Raw genomic sequence first — 20,988 nt, forward strand, 5'->3', positions numbered from 1 at the left:
ATCTCGATAACTATCTATCAAATTAGAATAAAAACCAATTAAAAAAGAGCAATAAAAAATTTTAGCTATTAGCCCAAATCATTGGCTTTTAGCCTTAATAAAACTTAAATGGAGCTTAAGAATTTGAAAAGACCAATTAAAGCAAATAGTTACTAATGTAAAGTTAAGCTTCAATTTTTACACTGGCCTCGCTAAAACAAGCACGTCTGATAATAATTTTAACATCTCAATTTAGGAGTTTTAACTATGTTATTGCGTAAAATCACCGTGATGTTACCTATTGTTCTACTCGCAGGCTCCACTTGGGCGCATAGTCCAATTACAACGACTAAAAAATCTCAAGCCAAGCACTATGCACATAAGATTTCTACCAGTACAAAACATGCACTCGATAAAACTAAGGCTAAAATAAAAACAAAGCACACACATTATAAAAAGAAAAAAGCAATTGCTGCTTAATGAGTAATACTAAAATCAAACCATTAAACTAAATACTAAACAGCAAGCAAGTGATGGCCAGAGCGAGCTGGCCTATTTTTCCAAGACAATTTTATCTCGTTAAAACTAACTTGGTTATTTACAATTTCAGCTTTTTAACAGTTTATTTCCTAGCTGTGCACTAAGTCACTTTAACCTGTGTAGCAATAGTTGATATTTGCCACACAGACATAGCTAAATCATCGACAGTTTTATGTCTTTGTTTTAGAATCTATTTCACTTAATTCAATTTGGAGAATGGCATGAAATACAGCTTCCCTGATTCATCATCTGCTGACTTTCACCCCCAAACTCAAAATAATGCAAAACCTTGTCGTCATCATCAAAGCGAGGCGCAATTAAAATCTCTTAGCACTCACCGTGATCGGCGACTGTGTTCGAGTGAGAGTTTCTCGGTCCGCAGCCGCTAAAAGACCTGCGTTTTTTAAATGTGATTTTAAAGTTTGATAATTTTTTAATATTAACCCATCTTACTTGCGTCGGTAAAAATAGTTTGATATTGCTGGCGCAGCTGATTTTTCTGAACTTTACCCATACTATTACGTGGCAGTTGATCAAGTAATTTCACAGCTTTCGGGCATTTAAAATCAGCTAAACTCGCTTTACAATAGGCGATAATGTGTTCAGCCATAATATCCGCCTCTTCTTGCAAAACGACAACAGCCAATACTGCTTCACCAAAATCCTCATGCCTCACACCAATGACAGCACTTTCATTGACTCCTGGAATCACATCAATGACCTGTTCAACCTCTTTAGGATATACATTTAAACCGCCACTAATAATTAAGTCTTTGGTACGCCCGACTAAAACTAAATAATTTTGCTCATCGAGATAACCTAAGTCACCGGTTTTAAAAAATTGATCTTCAGTGAAAGATTCCTGTGTTTTATCCTCTTTTTGCCAATAGCCACTGAACAGGTGCTTACCTTGTATTTGTACTTCACCGGTTTGCCCTTGAGTCAGCACCTTTTGACTACCCTCGTCCACAATCCGCACAGTCACGTGCTCCAGGGCAGGTCCCACGGTGCCAAGTTTACGCTCACCATGCAAAGGATTAGAGGTATTAATCCCTGTTTCAGTCATGCCATAACGCTCTAAAATGGTTTTACCCGTACGCTCATAAAAAGCATTAAAGGTCTTTTCATGTAAGGGCGCAGAACCGGAAATAAATAAGCGAATATTGCCAGCACGACTCCCTGTAAACTCCGCTTCTTTAAGTAATCGGCTGTAATACGTCGGCACCCCCATAAAAATACTGGCATGCAAAAGACCTGAAATCACTGCAACAGGGCTAAACTTAGACTGCAAAATCATACTCGCCGAAGCATAAAGCACCGAGTGCAAAGCAAAAAAGCAAACCATGCACATGAAACAAAGGCAAAGCATGCAGCAATACATCTTCACTGGTAAAGCCCCAACATAAATTTAAATCGACACAGTTTTGCATCAAAGCATGATGAGAAAGCATAGCCCCTTTGGGCTGGCCGGTTGTCCCTGAGGTATATAAAATAACCGCAATCTCTTTTTCATCACTTAAATGCACCTCACGCTGGGGAGTCAGCTCATCAATCTCATCAAAAAAATTCACCTGATTTTTCGCCACTTAAACTATCAAAGGTTTTAACCTGATAATCCCCCAAACTTTTGATTTCAGCTTCTCGAGATAAAGTGCACAGTATCAGCGCCGGTTTAGCATCGCTAAAAAAATAAGCAAGCTCTTCCTTTTTATAAGCACTATTTAAAGGCACATAAATCACACCTAAACGCAAACAAGCCAGATATAAGAAAACCGTTTCTGCGGATTTTTCCACCTGAGCGGCGAGGCGATCCCCCGGCTTTAAGCCAAGCGCTTGCAGGCGTGCAGCAAAAAGTGCTGTGGCATCATCTAAACATTGATAAGTTAAGTAACGCTCATCAGCTTGTATAGCAATTTTTTGCAAAGACGATGAAAAACGCTGATAGAAAAAAGCATAAAGATTCAAATCAGTTTCCTCCTTAAAACAAAACTAAAACAAGACTAATTGCTCTATATTGTCTTGGTTACAAAAACGTACACCCACACCTAATAAACGTATCACTTTATTATGGCGTAAATAGGCTTTGTGTAATAACTGCTGATACACCGCCATATCAATAGTATTGTATTGAGCTTCACACGTTGTCCGTTGAAAGTCATAAGATTTTAATTTTAGCACCAGAGCCTTAATACTCGCTCCAGATTTCGCCTTTAGTCTTAATTTTAAACGCGCGACTAACTCTGCAAGTTCAGCTGTAGCCTGCTCTAAATTTAAATCGCTGGCAAATGTAGTTTCTACGCTGACAGATTTGCGCTCACGGCTCGCATTAACCGGCCGCGAATCAATCCCCCGAGCTAACTGATATAAGCGTTCACCAAAGCTACCAAAATACTGATTGAGTGTTGTAACAGACAATTTAGCTAATTCAGCACAGCTTACTACCCCTAGGGCTGCTAGCTTTTTCTCAGTCACCGGGCCAACACCGGGTAGCTCTTTAACCTCCAAACTCGGTATAAAGCCAGCAACATGCTCGGGACGAATAATAAACTCACCATTGGGTTTATTCACATTACTGGCGATTTTCGCTAAAAATTTATTTGCAGCGACACCACTTGAGGCTGTAAGGTGCAAACGTTGATAAATATCGGCACGGATCTGTCTTGCCACTTTAGTCGCATTTTCATGCGCCGAAACATCTAAGTAAGCCTCATCGAGTGATAAAGGCTCAATTAAGTCACTATATTGCTGGAAAATCTCATGGATAATAACAGAAGCTTCTTTATACAAAGGCATACGTGTAGGTAAAATCACTAAGTTAGGGCAGCGCTCTAGCGCTTTGCGTGTTGATAGTGCTGAGTGCACGCCGAATTGTCTGGCAATATAATTACAGGTTGCAATCACTCCACGCCCACCACGTCCACCAACCGCAATCGGCTGAGTCTTTAGGCTGGGGTTCTCGCGCTCCTCGATCTGCGCATAAAAATAGTCCATATCAATATGAATGATTTTACGAGGATACCTTTCACTCATCTGCTTTCATTTTATCAACGCCAACACACGCTAAACTTATCATGACTCTAGCTTAACTCCACTATCATTATACTCAAGCTGACCGATTAATTGACACTCATGATGCATTATCCTGATTATTCTTGTTAGGCAGTTTTACATTTGCCGTTAAATTTTAATGTCATAAATATAGGTTTACAGAAAAACTCTATGTTTATTATATAAAACAATCAATTAAAATCGCAGTGCAGCATTAAATGAAGTTGACAGCTATAAATTGAAAGCGCTACAGTGCAAAGGCATCTATCAATAAGGAGGTTCGCCAACAATGTCACTCAGTTAACATTTAGTCAATTTATCCTCGCCTCTGATAATTAACACCTAATGATTCAAGCAGTTGCAGCAGTAGGACAAATTAGCCCAAAAAATTGATTGTTAAACTTTTAATCATATGATTAAATATTCACTTATTTGCATATAAATTCAAACTTAAGAGGTGGCGATGAACATCACCAAGACCCCCCCTAAAATCTCCTTTCTCTTACTGGTGCTCTTAATCACCGGCTCTATCGACAGTATTCGTAACCTGCCTTCAGCCGCTTTATTTGGCTCGCAACTGCCTTTTTTCTTTATTTTGGGCGCGCTTACTTTTCTGCTCCCCACTGCCTTTGTTTCAGCAGAGCTAAGCTCACGTTGTCCAGAAAATAGCGGTATTTACGGTTGGACACGCACCGCCTTTGGTAAAAAGTGGGCATTTCTGGCCATTTGGTTGCAGTGGGTCAACACCATGGTCTGGTATCCGACTATTTTGTCATTTATCGCGGCAACTACCGCTCACGTTTTTGCCCCAGAACTTGCCAAAAATAAATCCTATATGATCGCTATGATCTTAATGATTTTCTGGTTGATGACCTTTGTTAACCTAAAAGGCCTTAAAACCTCAGCACGTTTTGCCAGTATCTGTACGCTGATGGGAACTTTACTCCCCATGAGTATGATTTTAATTCTAGCCTTAGTCTGGATCATCAAAGGCAATCCATCGCAAGTGAATTTTAGTCACTGGATGCCAAATTTACACCACCAAGATGGTTGGATTTCACTGACAGCCATCATGGCGTCCTTTTTGGGCATGGAGCTTGCGACAGTCCATACTCGCTATGTGCATCAGCCTCGTAAAACGGTACCCAAAGCTTTACTCGCGACCGTCGTTATTATTGTCTTTACCATGTTACTCGGCTCACTTGCTATTGCCATGGTTTTACCCAATCAGGAGATTGCGCTTGTCGACGGTATTATGCAGGCTTTCTCTAGTTTTCTCGACCATTATCATCTTGCCTGGGCCATGCCAATCATGGGTGTGCTCATCGTCGTTGGCAGCCTGGGCAGCATGATAAACTGGATGCTTTCACCAGCAACCGGTTTATTACAAGCCGCACAAGATGGCTTTGTGCCCCGTTTTTTAGCCAAAACAAATACAGCCAAAGCACCTGCCAATTTATTATTACTGCAAGCCGTTGTTGTTAGCCTCGTTTGCTCTGCCTTTTTATTTATGCCCAGCATCAGCGGTTCTTATTGGCTTCTCACCGCCTTGAGCACAGAACTTTATATGTTAATGTATGTAATGATGTTCTGTGCCGCCGTTAAAATACGCCATCAACAAAAAGGCCAAACCCCAGAGTTTACCATTCCTGGCAAAACCTTTGGCTTTACTGTAGTCAGTATTTTAGGCTTTATTGGCTGCACTATTACCTTGCTTGTTGGCTTTATCCCACCGGACAGCATCAATACCGGTAGCCATTATGCTGTAATATTTAGCACGGGTTTAGTCACTATGATCATCCCTGTCGTTTTATTCTATATTTATTATCACCGAGCAGGAAAACTCTCAATCGCAACGGCCAGTTATTGAACTAAGCCAAACTTATCTTTTCCTGACAAGATGCCCCACCATGGGGCATTTACCCCAATTTAAACTCAATCTTGCCTTTTATCATTGACTTGGTCGCTATATATCTGAACCATCAAATCAGATAAACCTAATTTTTTGTCAAAATAATAGCCAATCATTAAACAAACAATTAAGAAAGTAGCAGCATAAATAGCATCGATAAGCATAAACCTTGCTCTCCGTGAATAAAAATTAAAATTCCCTATAACCGAACGCTTAGCTTACATCATAAACTAAGTAAGTTTGATAACACAATATAAAATTTACTGATTCTTTAAGATCCACCTTTTCCATTCGCCCGAGAAAAAGCCTTTAACAACATGGCATCTTCGCATTGCACAATAGCTCAAAATCTCTTATTTTACAATAAAGTCAAATAAAACTATCACTTAACACATAGATTCTGTGTAATTTCCTCTATACTCGAAACTTATCATCAATGAAATAATATCCAGGCGAACTATCCATGTTGCTTAGTTTGTGAACGCCAAAACTAAAGCCCACAAAATGAGGGCTCTTTTTCCTAACCAATCACAAACCTTAACCGTTTTAATATGCGGTGATCTTGTGTAAAAAATATATTCATATACATTCGTATGGGACGTTTTATGAAAATAACCGAAAAGATAAAGTAACCGTTGGCGCGCCTGACAGGATTCGAACCTGTGACCCTCAGCTTCGGAGGCTGATACTCTATCCAACTGAGCTACAGGCGCATTGGGCCACATCATAACAGCCCTCGCGCAAACTTTCAAAAGATATTCATAAAATCATTAAAAACGATGAAAACTAATATTAGCTCGCGGCCAGCATTTGTTTGAGCATGGCGAGCTTCTCACTGCCTTTTTGCTTGCGCTGCTCGGGTGTACTATCTGATGGTCGTCCCTCATGCTCGATATCATCAGCGGGTAACTCTTCTAAGAAGCGGCTCGGTGTTGTCGCTATTTTTTCACCTTGGCGACGACGCTCCATCACCACAGTAAAATATAGCGCACGCTGGGCACGAGTAATACCGACATATGCTAATCGGCGCTCTTCTTCGATGTTATCTTCATCAATACTGGTTCTATGCGGTAATAGCTCTTCTTCCATACCCACTAAAAAGACATAAGGAAATTCCAGTCCTTTAGCCGCATGAAGCGTCATCAATTGCACTTCGTCCTCACCGCCTTCTTCTTGCTGGCGATCAAGCATATCGATTAGCATGATTTTAGAAACAATCTCTTGCAAAGACACCTCTTCGGTTTCACTACCTGCAACCATACGTTCTAACCAGGCGATCAACTCCCTAACATTTTCTACACGTCGCTCACCACTTTTGGGTGAGGCTGCAGTATCCATTAACCAATTATCATAATCTATCGCTTGGAGCATCTCGGTAATCGCCTCTATCGGCCGATTTTTCGCATGCTCTGCGGTCTCGCTGATAAAACGAGTAAAGGTGTTGAGTTTCTCTAAAGCCGCAGCCGGTAAAACATCGATAATGCCCATCTCATAGCACGCATCCATAAGGCTCACTTCACGCTTTGCCGCATATTCACCTAAACCGCACACCGTCGTCGGGCCAATTTCACGCCGTGGCACATTAATCACCCGCAAAAAGGCATTATCATCATCAGGATTCACTAGCAGACGTAAATAAGCCATGATGTCTTTAATTTCTGAACGCGAGAAAAATCGATGTCCCCCCACTTAAGCGATAAGGCACACGCTGCTTGCGTAACATTTGTTCAAATACGCGAGATTGGTGATTGCCGCGATATAAAATAGCATAATCCGAATAACGTGCGCCTTGCTTAAATTTATGGCTTAGGATCTCAGCAACAATGCGTTCAGCTTCATTCTCTTCATCACTGGCATAAATCACTTTTAAAGGGTCACCAAAACCCAAAGCACTCCAGAGTTTTTTATCAAACAAATGCGAGTTATTAGCAATTAAAGTATTCGCACATTTTAAAATACGACCAAACGAGCGATAGTTTTGCTCAAGCTTAATCACTTTTAAATTAGGAAAGTCTTGCTGCAATTCAGATAAGTTCTCAGGACGTGCACCCCGCCAGGTATAAATCGATTGATCGTCATCACCGACCACGGTGAGTTGACCGCTTTGACCGACTAATAGCTTAATCAATAAATACTGACTCATATTGGTATCTTGATATTCATCGACCAGCATATGGCGTACTTTATGTTGCCATTTAGCTAAAATTTCTGGCTGAGTTTGCAAAAGCTGCACAGGTAATAAGATCAAATCATCAAAATCAACCGCATTATAAGCTTTTAGGCAGCGCTGATATTCTTGATAAAGCACTGCCGCTTTTTGTTCAAATTCATCAACGGCATGATGCATAGCCTGATCAGCAAAGATTAAATCATTTTTCCAATTAGAAATCCGCGTTTGCACACGCTCAAGTGCTTCTTTGCTTAAAGCCAACTCTTGCTCAGATAATTCTTTTAATAAAGACAAGCTATCGGCCGCATCAAAAATACTCACACCCGCTTTAAAGCCTAGAGTACGAGCTTCGCGTTTAATAATATTTAAGCCCAGATTATGAAAGGTCGAGACCATTAACCCTCGCACTTCTTGGCGTGATAAGCTTTGGCTGATACGCTGCTTCATCTCACGCGCCGCTTTATTGGTAAAGGTCACAGCGATAATACGTTTAGCCGCAATATCACAGTCTTGGATCAGATGGACAATCTTCTGAGTAATTACCCGTGTTTTGCCGCTGCCTGCGCCTGCAAGAACTAATAAGGGTCCTTGGCGATAATGTACCGCAGCTAATTGTTCATCATTTAAACGCACGCTTTCCCCCTCTTTCATCTGGCCGCTTATTGTATCAAAAGAGGCTCTGATAGCTAGCAGTAAAAATGCACTGTCGTATACTTAAACAACCAGAGCTTTGAAAAGGCTATAAAAATTATGGAAGACTTTGATACCCCCCGCGCCATTGCACTCATCGATCACCCTGGCCAAATCGATACAGTCAAACAACTGTTAAACAATATGCAATTGACTGAGCATGAGGTTGTCACCAGTCTCAGCACAGAAAGCGCTAAGACAATACTTTCAACACAATTTGACGTCTTCTTTTATTACTTTAGTCAATCTTCCAAGCTCTTTCATATTCGTTGGTTATTATTACAACTAAGTAAACGCACGGTGCGCAGCCCTCACTTTGTTTTAATTCAGGACCATACCACCAACCAAATTCTAAGCTTGCTGCTAGAAAAAAATAAACCTGAGTTATTACTCAGCAAAAGTGGCTGCAATGCAGGGGCTTTAGAAAAAATTACCGAGCTCATGGAAAAACGTGAAAAGTTATCAGACTGCTATTTAGCGCTAGAGCAGCACAATTACATAAAAACCATCGAACAAGGTCAAGAAACACTTGCCGATAAAAGTTTAACTCCAACAGTGAGAGTAGAGTGCTTACGTTTAATCGCCTATGGCTATTACCATTTAGGGCAGCTTGAGAAAGCCCTCGCTACCTGTGACCAGGCCCTCACCGAACAAAATGGCTTAACCTGGCCTTATTATTTACGCGGCTGCATTCATTTACAAAATCGTGACTGTAATGCTGCCGATAAAGAGTTTCAGCGCGCCTTAGATATAGACCCAAGTTATGTCATCGCCGCTGATGAACTATCAAATTCTTATCTAAAGCAAAACCGCCTAAAAGAAGCACAAAAACTACTCGGCCAAACTGTTGACATCTCACCTGCTAATATGGAGCGCTTGGAGAGCCTAGGCTTTATCGCGAACCTTAATGATGACCCAGAAGCGGCAACAGCAGCCATGCGCCGTCTCAATCAAATTGCCGAAGAGTCACACGCAACACTCAACTCGTCGCAATGGCTCAGCTTTGCTAAAGCACTTTGCCTACAAGTTGATTATGACAAAACCGGTCATGATGCTTTTAAAGAATTAACAAAATTACTCGAAAATAACTTGCAACTTAGCGATGAACAAAAAGATCTGCATGTTCGAAAATCGTTATTGCAAGGAAATTTTTCAGCACGTCTTAAAGACCAACAATCTGCATCAAAAAACTATCTGCAAGCCGAAGATCTCTATGATAATCATTACCACCAGTTTACTGGTCACAGTCATGTTGACATCGCTCAAGAATTTTACGAATCTGATCACTTTATTGCCAAAGGCGATCTGATATTAAGAGAACTTCTATGGCGCTACCGTCATGATAGTAAACTCTATGATCGTATTCAGCTCTTTTTTAAAAGTGACCCTTTTTTATCCACGGAAGCAAATACCATCGGTATTGCCTTTTATAAAAAAAAGCGCTATCAAACCGCGGTACAGTTATTGGATTTAGCAGCAGACATGCGACCTGAAAATAGTTCGATTCAGCTCAATGCTGCTCAAGCCAACATCGCCCTTTTCACCAAAGCGCATGAAAACAAAAAAAATGCACTGTCATAATAATATTGAACGCTACTTTAAAGCCATCAAAAATGACAAAACCTTAGATGCTAAACAACACAAACGCTTTGCTCAGTTACAAATTCAGTTTAAAGATCTTTCATAAATTAGCCCATAGGTTGACAAGACCAATGAATAGAGGACTGTTGAGGCCAAACATCACGCCAACCTTCATGATGCGTTACTGCAAGAGGGATCAATACACTACAAGCTGGTGAATTCATTTTTGCTAAAAAGCGCTTCGCAATAAACATTGGCACAATATCATCTTTTATCCCAACAAAATGACGCTGTGGCAGTTGTTTTAATTGCTCCGCGATATCGATGGCATTAAGCGACTCTGGCATCTGATTAACCTCATGATGCCGGTTCACAGCAACATGATCTAAGTTTCCTGCTAGGGTTGTCAATGATAAAACATCTTTTCGGGAAGCCGCTAATAACGCAGCAACCGCCCCTCCCCCCGAGTAACCAATCAAATGATAATGTAAATTTGGGAATTTTATTTTTAATAAGTCTAGTGCATCTGAAATACTGTTAACAACCTCAGGTGCAAATCGATGGCTTGACCAGTATTTCGCTGTACAAGATGGATTTAATTCAAAAGGTACATATTGACAGGGCCTCGCGATATAAACCACATTTAATGCCGGATCGCTTAAGGCTAATTCTAAGACCAAATCATCCCTCGGCGTTGGGTTCGTTGATAAGCTATAGCGATTTAACCAGGCTAAGCCATCTCCTTCGATATAAACATTCGCCGCTTTAGCTCCGGCTGATATTCTATAAAAACTTATTAAAGTAAAATGTTTTGTCGATAACAATTCAGAGCGAAAACCTGCTGTTTTTGCTTTTTGCTCTGCGCGCTGCAAATGACTTGCACAGCCTAACAATAAGAAACTGATACCAACAAGAATAATTAATTTTAATAACCTAAACTTATATCGCATCCATGCTCACCTTACTTGTTGCCTGCCCTCTAAATGCAAATATTTAAATTCAACTTTATTTAAAATAATCCCTCTATTTAATCATAGACAATAGCCAATTACGAAAAATCTGTACTTTCTCTCGCTTTAAGTTTTGCTCACTGGTTAAACAAGCATAGCACCCACCTGGAATAGCAAGGTCAATGGGTATGCTAATACGGTTTAAGTTTACCAACTCACTCACATAACTTCGATTAGCAAGGCCCACCCCCAACCCATTACTTGCAGCATGAATCACCTGATTAGAGTCTTGGAAAATCATCGTGCGATACTCGGCCAAACTATGATTCTCTCCGGTCATCTCACGCAAGTATTGTTCCCAAAATTTCTTACGATGTACCGTATTCATTAATAACAGCGTCGTTTCAGCAGTTAATTGCTTTGTCTTGGCAACTTCATGATCAGGCCGACAAATTAGCACTAATTCTTCTTGGAAAATAAAGTCACACTGTAATTTTTTCCCGGAAAAATCCGCATCAAAATCCAAACAAATCACAATATCTGCAGCGCCCTGCTCAAGTTTACGAATGTAGTCCTGTCCTTTGTAATTGGGTGAGCATAGCCGCACTTCGATATGAGGGTGCAGTTGTTGGAACTCAGAAAGCTTTGGCATCAGCCAACGCATAGCGAAAATATTAGGTACAACTACATTCAATAAGTTATTATGCTCATTCGCAAGCAGAAAATGTTCAGTGGCTTGCTCTATTTGGTCAAAAGCCGTTTGCAAGTTCCGCGCATAATCTGCAGCAAATGGCGTTAACTCAAGCTTACGGCCAACCTTGCGAAATAACTTCACCCCCAAATACTCTTCTAGCTGCTTAACCTGCAAGCTCACAGAAACATGTGTTACAAATAATTCCTCAGCAGCTCGGGTAAAATTAAGGTGTTTAGCAGCACAAATAAACACCTGCAGTGAGCGTAACGGCGGTAGTCGCATTAGTTATCCTCAGCCTTACTAGACTATGTTCACAGCAACAAGCTGTAAGTAAAATTTACATATAGTTTAACTTTTCTGGGCTTCAATACAAGTTTTTTATTTGCTAGAATGCAATCACAGTAGAAATCTTAAGATACTTTGAGTCCATTTAATAATAAATGGCAATAATGATCTTCCTGGAAAAGGAGATTAAGCAAAATTATTAGTTTATTATTTATTTAAAAAATAATTTAACAGCAGGTTAATTTTGAAGGGATAAAAAATGAAAACTAATTCACAGGCTCAAAACTCCAGCCTGAATTATACTAAAAAAAGCTCTACACTCGAAAATAATATTCAAGTATTACTCGATTATGCAGACATCCAAATTAACGGTAGCAGGCCTTGGGATATCCAGGTTCATGATCCACGTGCTTACAAAATGGCCTTGAAATCAGGCTCTTTAGGCTTAGGTGAAGCTTACATGGCAGGCTTATGGGATTGCCAACAACTCGACACTATGATCACCAAAATGCTAGAAGCCAAACTAGAGGGTAAATTAAAAACTAATTTAGGCTTATTAGTCCGGTTATTTACTCATAAAATCTTTAACTTTCAGACTCAATCTCGGGCTTTTGAAGTTGGCGAGAAGCATTATGATATTGGTAATTCTCTTTATCAACGAATGCTCGACCCAACCATGAGCTACACCTGTGCTTATTGGCAACATGCTAAAACTCTAGAACAAGCTCAACTTGCTAAACTCGAGCTGATTTGCCAAAAGCTAGAACTCGAACCTGGCATGAAACTGCTCGACATCGGTTGTGGCTGGGGCGGCATGGCCAAATACGCCGCTGAAAATTACGGTGTTAAGGTCGTTGGCGTAACGATTTCTAAAGAGCAACAGCACTATGCCCAAGACTATTGCAAAGGGCTGCCCGTTGAAATTCGCCTACAAGACTATCGTGATCTCAACGAAACCTTTGATCGCATCGTCTCTATCGGCATGTTTGAGCATGTAGGACCTAAAAATTACCAAACTTATATGGAAGTCGCCCATAAATCACTCAAAGAGGGTGGACTCTTTTTGCTCCATACTATAGGTAATAATATTTCAACGGTCAAAATCGATGATTGGGTCGAAAAATATATTTTCCCCAATGCAGTGATTCCATCGATCAACCAAATCGGCAAAGCCGCTGAAGAATTATTCGTTATGGAAGATTGGCATAACTTTGGCCCAGACTATGATAAAACACTTTGCGCCTGGCATGATAATTTTACCAGAACCTATCATGAAATAGAGCAAGACTATAGCCCGCGCTTTTATCGGATGTGGCGCTATTATCTCATGTCATGTGCCGCCTGCTTTCGCTCGCGCGACATTCAACTGTGGCAACTAGTCTTGAGTAAAGGACGCGCACAAAAATATATCAGCCACCGTTAAGCCAAGCCTGTTAAAATAGTTTAATGAATAATAAATATAACTACACTGGATTAACGATGATTATACCGATACTGATTATTTTTAGTTACTTTGGCAGCCAGGTGTTTGCGATCCCTGGCTATGTTGGCTTTACTGTTTATTTATTACTCATTATTTTGGCGAGTTATTTGCGTTTTAAGCTCGGCGAAGAAAACCGCTATGCTCAGTTGTATATGCAGTTTTGCAAACTATTAGGCTTAGTCTTAGCGATTCTTGGTCTTTATTATATCATTCACGGTATACACAGCTGCGAGGTTATTAATCGCCAATGCGTATTTCACCTGCTATAGAGCGCTAAAGTATCAGTTCAGCTTAGAGAAAATAAGCTAGTGTAGCTTATGTTCAGGGCAAGGATCGTAGTATACAGTGAGCTCTTCACCCCAATCTTTGACCTTCACCAAGGCAACTAAAAATAATAATTTAAAGGTTTCCGGCTTCGCGATATAAAAGTGCACCGCTTCGTTGTAATACTGTAAAAAGTCATCAAAAGAAGCATTTTCTTTTAAGTGGGCAAAATCAGCAATCAGCTCATCGACCCAAGCAAATGATTGATTGATCCAGGCCGCTTGATCATCGCATAAATCATCTGGATTAACACTCAGCCCATTAAAGTCAAAGTCCGTATTTTGCAAGAGCGCATAACTCTCAGGATAATGCTCTTGAATGGCGCTAAAAATATATTCAACTGGTTTCATGGCATAACCCTCCGTGTCTATAATCAATAGTGTAGCGCGTCACTCTTGATTACGCCGAGAGACAATCCCAGTGTTCTAATGTAGGAGATCAACCATACCTTTTGTAAAATTTATTTTTTTCAAGCCACTATAAATCTAAAGGTCAAGGCCATTGTCCATATCTTGGCCAGAGCCTGTCTCTTTTTCATCATGCGCTGCCTGAAATAGGTGTTTCATTACAGTGGGGCGAGCAAATTGACCTGAGTTCGCCACCTTAGCAGCCATTTGCCCTATACAGCGCTCCACACCAGTAGAGTTCACTCTAGCCTCCGGATCATTTGGAAGTAAATAAGTGTCTATTATTGTTTTCGGGCTATTAGATCCTGCCACTATCGACCCTCACGCAGTTTATTAACCAAATCATACTCATGCTTAACCATTGTGGTTTTACAAAACTCTAGCTCCAAGAAAAACTTAGTAGCCGATTCTTGACCACTGAAGACAGCAACCCCCAGAGGGTTAATGCCATAAATATCACGTAACGCAAATAACCGCTCTCCCATCAAGGGCGCTGCGGCCTGCACAAAAGCACCAAACGGTAAGTTAGAGGACTCTGAACTGACGACATCCCAACCACGGGCCAAGCAATAATGAACAATAGACGATTTGTTTTTCTGACTATAAAACTTAGCACGTAAAGCCGCTAACCCACCGTATTGCATAAAAATCAAGGCAGTTTCTATCGACCCTGAACAAACGGCAAGCTGTAATGGCGTAAGCTGGTCTTCACCACGTTGCTTTAATAAGCTTTTATGCTCTTCAATAAATTTTTTTAATGCAGGACCTTTATTGCTCTTAGCGAGCTTTAGAAGAAACTCAAAGGATTCTTGAGTGTCTCTTGCAACTTGACTCATACTACAACTCTAAAACAGCCGTTTTTAATTAAGTAACTCTTAATGATAACCCGCCCATAATAACAAACTCTACACGATTACACTATCTCAAAATAAATGGAATAGTAGCATCATCTCCTTTTAGCTAACGAAGCCATAGTATTCTGCTGTTGGCGCTGTTGCTCCTCATCCTTCAATGCAATAGCTTCTCGATAATAGCTTAAGCAAGGCGAGTAAGATTGTTGCGTAAGTTCATGCTCATCCGCCTTTGGATTATTATTGCCACCCATAGCAATGCTCGCTTGAAGACATTGCTGCTGCATAACAAGTGCTTCTGATTTTTTTTGTTTCTACTTCCAATGCATCCAAACAGGTAAGGCAAAGCTGTTGCACAGAAACACGACGCGTATCCATTTCCGCATTGCAACGACGACATTTAGTATTCATCTGTTATCTCCTCACTATTTTATCCATTGAAAAATAATATCTAATTTAGTTTAAAGTTAGGCAACCAAATCACAGTCAGCTTTATTATCTCCTCGCTCTAGGTCGAGTTTAGCATCATGGGCGCTGGACATTAATCTAGGCATAACCCTAGGCGCTGGCTGATGTTCAAGCACTTTTACCGATTCTGCAACTCCAACAGTCGTCGCAATCATCCACTTAATTGCCCGCTCTAAAGAACTAGGAGAACCAGGAGGCATGACTCGCCCCACGGCATTACCACTCACAATTGCGGTGTTCACCATACTTCCAGCATACAACATACCATTCACTGCTTTTTCAATCCTATTCACCGTTTCAGGCGTACACTTACAACCAAAACAGGCGCACATTTTTTCCACAAGCTTAGGTAGAGCTTCACCACCGAAAGCATAATCAGTCCAACGTGTATCTGCATTCGTCATCATCTGAGTATAATGACTAAGATCTGCACCTTTCTCAGTTAACACGTTATGCAAGCTAGTTCCGATGACTTTCGTCACACCTGTCTGCCCGGCCAAATGTGCGAATAAAGCAACGCCCATTGCCGCAGGTGCAGGCGCCCCCATATTTTGCAACCCTTGCAAGGTTGGATAGCCATGTACAGTCGCACCAAACATAGTCGCTAAAAATGATTTGAAACGGCTAGCACGCTCTGGGTGGTTAGGGTCGGTGACCCAATTATACAACTTACCTTGATATTCACCACGCTCATTGCCCGTCAAACGTGGATACGCCATAGAACCAATATTTGTGCCGAAATAAGTCGCTGCAAGCCCACCTCCGATAATAAGCCCCGCAACAATAGGAACAGCCAACCAAATTGGGTCTTCTTTAACTTTTTCCTTAAACCACTCATTTTCTGAAGCCATCTGTATTATTTCAGCCATTGCAATATTAATTTCACCTAATACAAATGCAGCTTCTAAAACGGTTACTGTTTTTCCAGGGTAACGATCCTGGTCTGCAGCTCGTGGAGGGTGCGTTGGTTCAGGACCATAGTAACCATGATTATACACTCCATAACCCAATGAACCAATCACACCGATGCTTAGTGCTGTCAATAAAGCAGTTGGGTCATCATCATAAATACCCTCATATCCAGCCAGTTTTAACCCACCATCCACGGCAGCTAATGATCCAATCGTCGAAGCCGTTGAAATAAGGGTACTCCTCACCGCTGGAGCAACTGTATTTTTAAAAAAGCGACCCACCGCACACAATCTATTCCATGCCCGCTGTGCACATGTTTGTTGAGCTCTAACCGTCTGGTAATTCCTTAAAGGCAACGTACTACTATTTGCAGGCATCGGTCCAGGATGCTCGTCATGCTCACTACCATAATTAACAGCAGAGTCGGATAATAAACGCTCTCGCATAGAATTTTTAGCGCTTTCCTCAAGTATCGTTTTGAGGTGAGTTTCTGGTAATGACATAACAATACTTCCAAAATACAGGTATTTTAAATAAAACGAACTAAATTAAACGTGCAACTGTGTTGGCTCATAATGATAAAGATCATCAGTATCGTCATAAAAGTAGTTTACTTGCTCTAACAATGAAACTTCCTTGTTCAGGCTTTCATCTTGATAATTTACTTCATTTTTTGATTTTAGAAATAAACCTAATAATTTACTTTTAAAATCAAAAAAATACCCTGCAACATAACACTCGCCCCTAAACATCATCATTTTCTATGCTACTAATGTAACACAACGACGCCAAGCACATTGTAAGTTTTATGTAAGTAAAATATAAATATAAGGTAAACCTATTGTATTCAATTTGAAAACAGGCTCCAGTAACTTAATGACTAGAATGCAACTGTGCACGAAAATGCTCCAAGGCTTGGCGTTGATCACCCAACTTTGCGAGCAATTCAGCATATTCTAACTCTAGTTGGTAATCTTTGGATAAAACCAAGGCCTTTTTATAATATAAACGAGCTTTGTCATAAAGCTTGGCACGATCTGCTAAGCGCGCGAGTGCGTGATAGATCACTGCATTTTCTGGCTGATTAACTTGCCATTTTTGCACTTGAGCGAGTTGCTTGCTCGCATCTGCGCCTTGAATGCGACTATAACAATATAGTAGAGACTCATCGAATGACTGATTCAACTGCTTAGCAACTAATTTTTCAGCGTCTATTCCTTGCTGATGCTGACTTAAACCATCAGCATAGGCTGCAATAATCAAGGCATTTTTCCGCAATTGGCGCGGCACCGCTCCCCACAACTCACGAATTGCTTGAACCCCTCCTTGATGGCTCAAAGTCACAAACTGGCCTTGATAAGCCTCAATTAGAATCGCTTCGCGCTCTTCTTTGCTGATCTGTGTATATTGCTTCAATTCGGGAACAAGCTTGATCAGCGCTTGCCATTGGCTTAACAAGCGATAGCACTCTAAACGTAGATATAAAGCTTCAACTTGTTTCGGTTGGTTATTTTCTATATTTTCAGCAATCGCCAGCGCCGCTTTAGCATCACCATGATCTAGCGCATGGCGGGCGCGCATCACATCGATATCAATCACATCAACACCTTGCTTTTGTGCTTCTTGCAAATAGCTTTCACATTGCTGAGTTAACCCTTGCTCATGTGCAGCCTGTGCAGCCAATAGCTGAGTTTCTCCCCCTAATATTTCACCACGAGATTGAACAAAATAGTGCTCAGCCTCCGCATAACGCCCAGATATAAACCCCTTTAGTGCTTTTTTTAAGGCCGCTTTTTGTTTAGCGCGACGACGCTTGGCCTGGCCCCGTGCCCAACGGCTCGGATAATTCCAAAGGCCGACAATTACAGATTTTAATACAACCCATACCGTTACAATCACAACCAAGCCAATTACAACTAACCATAAGGGCAAATGCACAAGAAAACCACCAAGCTGCACACTCACTTCACCAGGGTATGAGTTTAAATAAACACCTACGATGACCGCCGCAACAATAGCACAAACACTCAAAAATAGTCTCATCTTAGTTCTCCTGCCCAACATGAGTTTGTTTCAGCAAATTTAAACTCTGTAATGTAACGGCTGTAGGCGCAATCGACTGACTCTTTAGCCAGGTTAGGTTTTTTAATAGCTGTTGCTGGGTTTTATCATCACTAAAGTCAGCTTTAACTGCCGTGAAAATTTTTAGCAAAATTTGCTGATAACCATCTTGATTTAAATCCATCACCGCGGTTGATAGCTGACTGACAGCAAGCTGTAAGCTTTGATAATTTTTATGATCTCCTTGACGCTCTACAACAACCAAGCTGCCGAGCTTATCCTTAAATTCTTGCCAATACTCAGAAATTTTGCTTTGGTTTGCTTCAGTGCTTTTTACAGATACTGATGATGCCGATTGAGCCGATTTTTCTTGAGGCACAAGCTTTGGAATTAGGCGATGTAACAACGCTATACGCTGATAAATTCCTGGCCAATCTGTACTGACTCTTTCTTGCAAACGCTGCACATCAGCGCTTAGTGCGCTTTTTAAAGCTTGATTATTGAGTACTAAAGACTGCACTTTCACCTGCTTTAGTAATGCAAGTGCTTGCGCTTTAGGCAAGTATTGCGCCATCAACAACACTGGATATAAATCTGTTTTTATTGCAACTCGCTGAATATCGTTCTTAGATTGCTGCACTTTTAAAGCATCAAGCTGCTTTTCTGTCAGCTACTGGTTATAATTTAAATCTTCGCCCAATTTTTTCTGTGTCGAGCTTAAGCTTGCTATTTTAGCGGTTAGCTCTTGCTGAGTGGTTTTTAAGGCTGTAAGTGCTTGATCCTTGCCACCTAACTGGTTTTGTAAAGCATAAAATTTTTTATAGCCAAAGCTCAAAGCAGCAATTAATCCTGTACAAATAATTACCAGTATTAAAATCACAGCAAGAAAATAACGAGTTTTCCCTAACTGCTGCTTTTTGTCAGAACCCTCTACTACTTGCTCAGTCACTGGTTTCTCCTTATATCAAAGCGTTTGCAATTTCTTCTACTTCAGCGCTGTTGGCAATTAATGGCTGCAACGAAAATTTATTATCAATTGCTATTTTCCCAATACGCTGACTCGTCACACACAGCTTAAAATCTAGCTCACTGCTATATTTTGATAATAACTGATATAAATTCAACATGCTGGCAACACTCGTGACAATTACAATATCAACTTCATGACTTGCTAGTGCCTGAGTAAACTCATTGGGCAGTGTTGCCGGGCATTCTCGTTGATAGCCATCCAAATAATTAACAAAAGCACCACGCTCTTCTAATACTTTTGCCAAATATTCACGGCCCACACCACCTCGGACAATCACAATATTTTTGCCTTGAATGTATTTCGATTCAAGAGCGCTTAGTTCAAGTAAACTTTCGCTATCAGCAACACGCTTAGGGTAATCAGCTTGCACGCCATATTCAGCTAAAGCTTGTGCGGTTTTTTTCGCCAATGGCGAAAAAGCGTTTATTCGATAAATCTAAACGCTCATCACTCTTAGAAAATTGATTAAACTGTTCAAAAAAAGCATGGACTGAAAACTGGCTAATAAAAATCAGTGAATCAACACTGTTGAAATCTTCGCCTAGCCTAAAATTTTTTGCCTTAAGTTCCAAGGTCGGAGCCAAGATAACGCGCGCACCCTGAGCCGTTAAATAACGCCCTAGCTCACCGGCATACTGGATAGGGCGCGTAACCGCAACCGTTAAGCCGGATAGAGAACTCATGAGTACACCTTGGCCAAAATCTTATCCGCCCCCTCGGCCAATAGTTCTCTTGCAACCGCCTGACCCAGACTCTCGGAATCACTGTCACTTTTTTTAACCTTAAGCAGCACATTTCCTGCTGGCTCACCGACACGACCTTCCAGTAAAATTTCACCACTATCGCTTAACGTCGCAAAGCCTGCAATTGGGACCTGACAGCCACCGTTTAAGGCATGGTTCATCGCGCGTTCAGCAAGCACACAGCGTGCTGTTTTCTCATGGTGCAAAGGAGCAAGCAGCTTATGCAAAACCTTATCATCTTCTCTGCATTCTATCGCCACCGCACCTTGTCCGACTGCAGGCAACATATACTCAGGCTTTAAAGATTCTGCAATTCGCTCTGATAACTCCAAACGCCGAAGCCCCGCGGCCGCAAGAATAATGGCATCAAACTGCCCCTCATCAAGCTTTCTTAAGCGCGTACCCACATTACCGCGCAGAGATTTTATCTGTAACTTCGGAAAACGCGCCTTTAACTGACACTCGCGCCTCAAACTAGAAGTTCCAACAGTCGCATGCTCAGGCAGGTCCAAAATACTGGCATAATCATTAGATACGAAGGCATCACGCGGGTCATCGCGCTCACAAATCGCTTGCAAAACGAGCCCTTCTGGTAGTTCCATCGGTACATCTTTTAGCGAGTGAACCGCCAGATCAGCACGACCATCAAGCAAGGCGGCTTCTATTTCTTTAACAAATAACCCTTTACCACCGATCTTGGCTAGAGGCGTATCTAGAATTTTATCACCTTGCGTCACAATTGGCACCAGCTCTATCGATACATCCTTATGGTGATATTCAAGCTGCTGGCGAACATAATGTGCCTGCCATAAAGCCAACGGGCTTTGGCGTGTCGCGATTTTAATCAGTTGTTTTTCCAC

General features: G+C 41.1%; 28 protein-coding genes and 1 tRNA gene. 6 read left to right on the forward strand and 23 right to left on the reverse strand.

Features of this window, described 5'->3' with window-relative positions; translation table 11 throughout:
- The first annotated feature begins 246 nt into the window (after positions 1-246).
- Complete coding sequence (locus tag BGC07_RS08395; protein WP_069312736.1) at positions 247-459, forward strand: hypothetical protein; 213 nt, start codon at positions 247-249, stop codon at positions 457-459.
- Positions 460-740: 281 nt separating this feature from the next.
- A complete protein-coding gene (locus tag BGC07_RS20595) occupies positions 741-908 on the forward strand; it encodes a hypothetical protein (protein WP_158006891.1) in 168 nt (55 codons plus the stop codon).
- A gap of 50 nt (positions 909-958) precedes the next feature.
- On the opposite strand, the gene BGC07_RS22105 is transcribed toward BGC07_RS20595, so the two are convergent.
- Genes BGC07_RS22105 through dinB form a run of 4 tightly spaced genes read right to left on the reverse strand, consistent with a single transcriptional unit; the run spans position 959 to position 3,549 of the window.
- A complete protein-coding gene (locus BGC07_RS22105; protein WP_394332115.1) occupies positions 959-1,810 on the reverse strand; it encodes an AMP-binding protein in 852 nt (283 codons plus the stop codon).
- A complete protein-coding gene (locus BGC07_RS22110) occupies positions 1,800-2,090 on the reverse strand; it encodes an AMP-binding protein (RefSeq protein WP_235603040.1) in 291 nt (96 codons plus the stop codon). The genes BGC07_RS22105 and BGC07_RS22110 overlap by 11 nt, the downstream gene beginning before the upstream one ends.
- Positions 2,077-2,484, reverse strand: a complete 408-nt coding sequence (locus tag BGC07_RS22115; RefSeq protein WP_235603041.1) for an AMP-binding protein — start codon at positions 2,482-2,484, stop codon at positions 2,077-2,079. The genes BGC07_RS22110 and BGC07_RS22115 overlap by 14 nt, the downstream gene beginning before the upstream one ends.
- A gap of 24 nt (positions 2,485-2,508) precedes the next feature.
- Entirely contained in the window at positions 2,509-3,549 is a 1,041-nt protein-coding gene (dinB, locus tag BGC07_RS08405) for a DNA polymerase IV (protein WP_069312737.1), read from the reverse strand.
- Between the two features lie 481 nt (positions 3,550-4,030).
- Here dinB and BGC07_RS08410 point away from each other — a divergent pair, with 481 nt between their 5' ends.
- Positions 4,031-5,437: an APC family permease gene (locus BGC07_RS08410; protein WP_069312738.1), complete on the forward strand. Its 1,407-nt coding sequence runs from the start codon at positions 4,031-4,033 to the stop codon at positions 5,435-5,437.
- A 65-nt stretch (positions 5,438-5,502) separates the two neighbouring features.
- Here the strand turns inward: BGC07_RS08410 and BGC07_RS20600 are convergent, their stop codons facing one another.
- The 4 genes from BGC07_RS20600 to BGC07_RS24155 form a co-directional block, all read right to left on the reverse strand.
- Positions 5,503-5,643: a hypothetical protein gene (locus tag BGC07_RS20600; protein WP_158006892.1), complete on the reverse strand. Its 141-nt coding sequence runs from the start codon at positions 5,641-5,643 to the stop codon at positions 5,503-5,505.
- A 472-nt stretch (positions 5,644-6,115) separates the two neighbouring features.
- Positions 6,116-6,192 (reverse strand) — tRNA-Arg (locus tag BGC07_RS08415).
- Between the two features lie 79 nt (positions 6,193-6,271).
- Positions 6,272-7,123, reverse strand: a complete 852-nt coding sequence (locus BGC07_RS24150) for a 3'-5' exonuclease (RefSeq protein WP_449421076.1) — start codon at positions 7,121-7,123, stop codon at positions 6,272-6,274.
- Positions 7,124-7,130: 7 nt separating this feature from the next.
- Complete coding sequence (locus tag BGC07_RS24155; RefSeq protein WP_449421077.1) at positions 7,131-8,282, reverse strand: UvrD-helicase domain-containing protein; 1,152 nt, start codon at positions 8,280-8,282, stop codon at positions 7,131-7,133.
- 117 nt (positions 8,283-8,399) lie between these two features.
- Between BGC07_RS24155 and BGC07_RS08425 the strand changes: the two genes are divergently transcribed.
- Positions 8,400-9,920, forward strand: coding sequence for a tetratricopeptide repeat protein (locus tag BGC07_RS08425; RefSeq protein WP_069312739.1), 1,521 nt, complete (start codon positions 8,400-8,402; stop codon positions 9,918-9,920).
- Between the two features lie 107 nt (positions 9,921-10,027).
- Here BGC07_RS08425 and BGC07_RS08430 read toward each other — a convergent pair whose 3' ends face one another.
- Positions 10,028-10,870, reverse strand: coding sequence for a hypothetical protein (locus BGC07_RS08430; protein ID WP_069312740.1), 843 nt, complete (start codon positions 10,868-10,870; stop codon positions 10,028-10,030).
- A 73-nt stretch (positions 10,871-10,943) separates the two neighbouring features.
- Positions 10,944-11,846 carry a LysR substrate-binding domain-containing protein gene (locus BGC07_RS08435; RefSeq protein WP_069312741.1) on the reverse strand — a complete coding sequence of 301 codons (903 nt, stop codon included), beginning with the start codon at positions 11,844-11,846 and terminating at the stop codon, positions 10,944-10,946.
- 262 nt (positions 11,847-12,108) lie between these two features.
- Between BGC07_RS08435 and cfa the strand changes: the two genes are divergently transcribed.
- Together cfa and BGC07_RS08445 are read left to right on the forward strand one after the other, a co-directional pair.
- Positions 12,109-13,272 carry a cyclopropane fatty acyl phospholipid synthase gene (cfa, locus tag BGC07_RS08440; protein WP_077216818.1) on the forward strand — a complete coding sequence of 388 codons (1,164 nt, stop codon included), beginning with the start codon at positions 12,109-12,111 and terminating at the stop codon, positions 13,270-13,272.
- Positions 13,273-13,328: 56 nt separating this feature from the next.
- Positions 13,329-13,601, forward strand: a complete 273-nt coding sequence (locus BGC07_RS08445; RefSeq protein WP_069312742.1) for a hypothetical protein — start codon at positions 13,329-13,331, stop codon at positions 13,599-13,601.
- 36 nt (positions 13,602-13,637) lie between these two features.
- Here BGC07_RS08445 and BGC07_RS08450 read toward each other — a convergent pair whose 3' ends face one another.
- The 13 genes from BGC07_RS08450 to hemC form a co-directional block, all read right to left on the reverse strand.
- Complete coding sequence (locus tag BGC07_RS08450; RefSeq protein ID WP_069312743.1) at positions 13,638-14,006, reverse strand: hypothetical protein; 369 nt, start codon at positions 14,004-14,006, stop codon at positions 13,638-13,640.
- Positions 14,007-14,141: 135 nt separating this feature from the next.
- Positions 14,142-14,375, reverse strand: coding sequence for a hypothetical protein (locus tag BGC07_RS08455; RefSeq protein WP_069312744.1), 234 nt, complete (start codon positions 14,373-14,375; stop codon positions 14,142-14,144).
- Positions 14,375-14,899: an ankryin gene (locus tag BGC07_RS08460; RefSeq protein ID WP_069312745.1), complete on the reverse strand. Its 525-nt coding sequence runs from the start codon at positions 14,897-14,899 to the stop codon at positions 14,375-14,377. The genes BGC07_RS08455 and BGC07_RS08460 overlap by 1 nt, the downstream gene beginning before the upstream one ends.
- 110 nt (positions 14,900-15,009) lie before the next feature.
- Positions 15,010-15,201, reverse strand: coding sequence for a hypothetical protein (locus BGC07_RS20605; protein WP_069312746.1), 192 nt, complete (start codon positions 15,199-15,201; stop codon positions 15,010-15,012).
- The gene (locus BGC07_RS20610; protein WP_158006893.1) at positions 15,155-15,325 is read right to left on the reverse strand and encodes a hypothetical protein; all 171 of its coding nucleotides are present in this window, start codon (positions 15,323-15,325) and stop codon (positions 15,155-15,157) included. The genes BGC07_RS20605 and BGC07_RS20610 overlap by 47 nt, the downstream gene beginning before the upstream one ends.
- Positions 15,326-15,381: 56 nt before the next feature.
- Positions 15,382-16,797 (reverse strand): hypothetical protein, encoded by a 1,416-nt coding sequence (locus BGC07_RS08470; protein ID WP_069312747.1) that lies wholly within the window; start codon positions 16,795-16,797, stop codon positions 15,382-15,384.
- Between the two features lie 45 nt (positions 16,798-16,842).
- The gene (locus tag BGC07_RS08475; RefSeq protein WP_139121655.1) at positions 16,843-17,052 is read right to left on the reverse strand and encodes a hypothetical protein; all 210 of its coding nucleotides are present in this window, start codon (positions 17,050-17,052) and stop codon (positions 16,843-16,845) included.
- A 115-nt stretch (positions 17,053-17,167) separates the two neighbouring features.
- Positions 17,168-18,337 (reverse strand): heme biosynthesis HemY N-terminal domain-containing protein, encoded by a 1,170-nt coding sequence (locus tag BGC07_RS08480; protein WP_069312749.1) that lies wholly within the window; start codon positions 18,335-18,337, stop codon positions 17,168-17,170.
- 1 nt (position 18,338) lies between these two features.
- On the reverse strand, positions 18,339-18,995 hold the full coding sequence (locus tag BGC07_RS08485; RefSeq protein WP_235603042.1) for a hypothetical protein: 657 nt from the start codon (positions 18,993-18,995) through the stop codon (positions 18,339-18,341).
- A gap of 30 nt (positions 18,996-19,025) precedes the next feature.
- Positions 19,026-19,304, reverse strand: a complete 279-nt coding sequence (locus BGC07_RS22120; RefSeq protein WP_235603043.1) for a hypothetical protein — start codon at positions 19,302-19,304, stop codon at positions 19,026-19,028.
- A 10-nt stretch (positions 19,305-19,314) separates the two neighbouring features.
- Positions 19,315-19,794, reverse strand: a complete 480-nt coding sequence (locus BGC07_RS08490) for a uroporphyrinogen-III synthase (protein ID WP_158006894.1) — start codon at positions 19,792-19,794, stop codon at positions 19,315-19,317.
- Complete coding sequence (locus BGC07_RS20095) at positions 19,763-20,068, reverse strand: uroporphyrinogen-III synthase (protein ID WP_139121657.1); 306 nt, start codon at positions 20,066-20,068, stop codon at positions 19,763-19,765. The genes BGC07_RS08490 and BGC07_RS20095 overlap by 32 nt, the downstream gene beginning before the upstream one ends.
- Positions 20,065-20,988 (reverse strand): hydroxymethylbilane synthase, encoded by a 924-nt coding sequence (gene hemC / locus BGC07_RS08495; protein ID WP_069312750.1) that lies wholly within the window; start codon positions 20,986-20,988, stop codon positions 20,065-20,067. The genes BGC07_RS20095 and hemC overlap by 4 nt, the downstream gene beginning before the upstream one ends.

It is taken from the genome of Piscirickettsia litoralis, from assembly GCF_001720395.1.
In the GTDB taxonomy this organism is placed as follows: Bacteria; Pseudomonadota; Gammaproteobacteria; order Piscirickettsiales; family Piscirickettsiaceae; genus Piscirickettsia; species Piscirickettsia litoralis.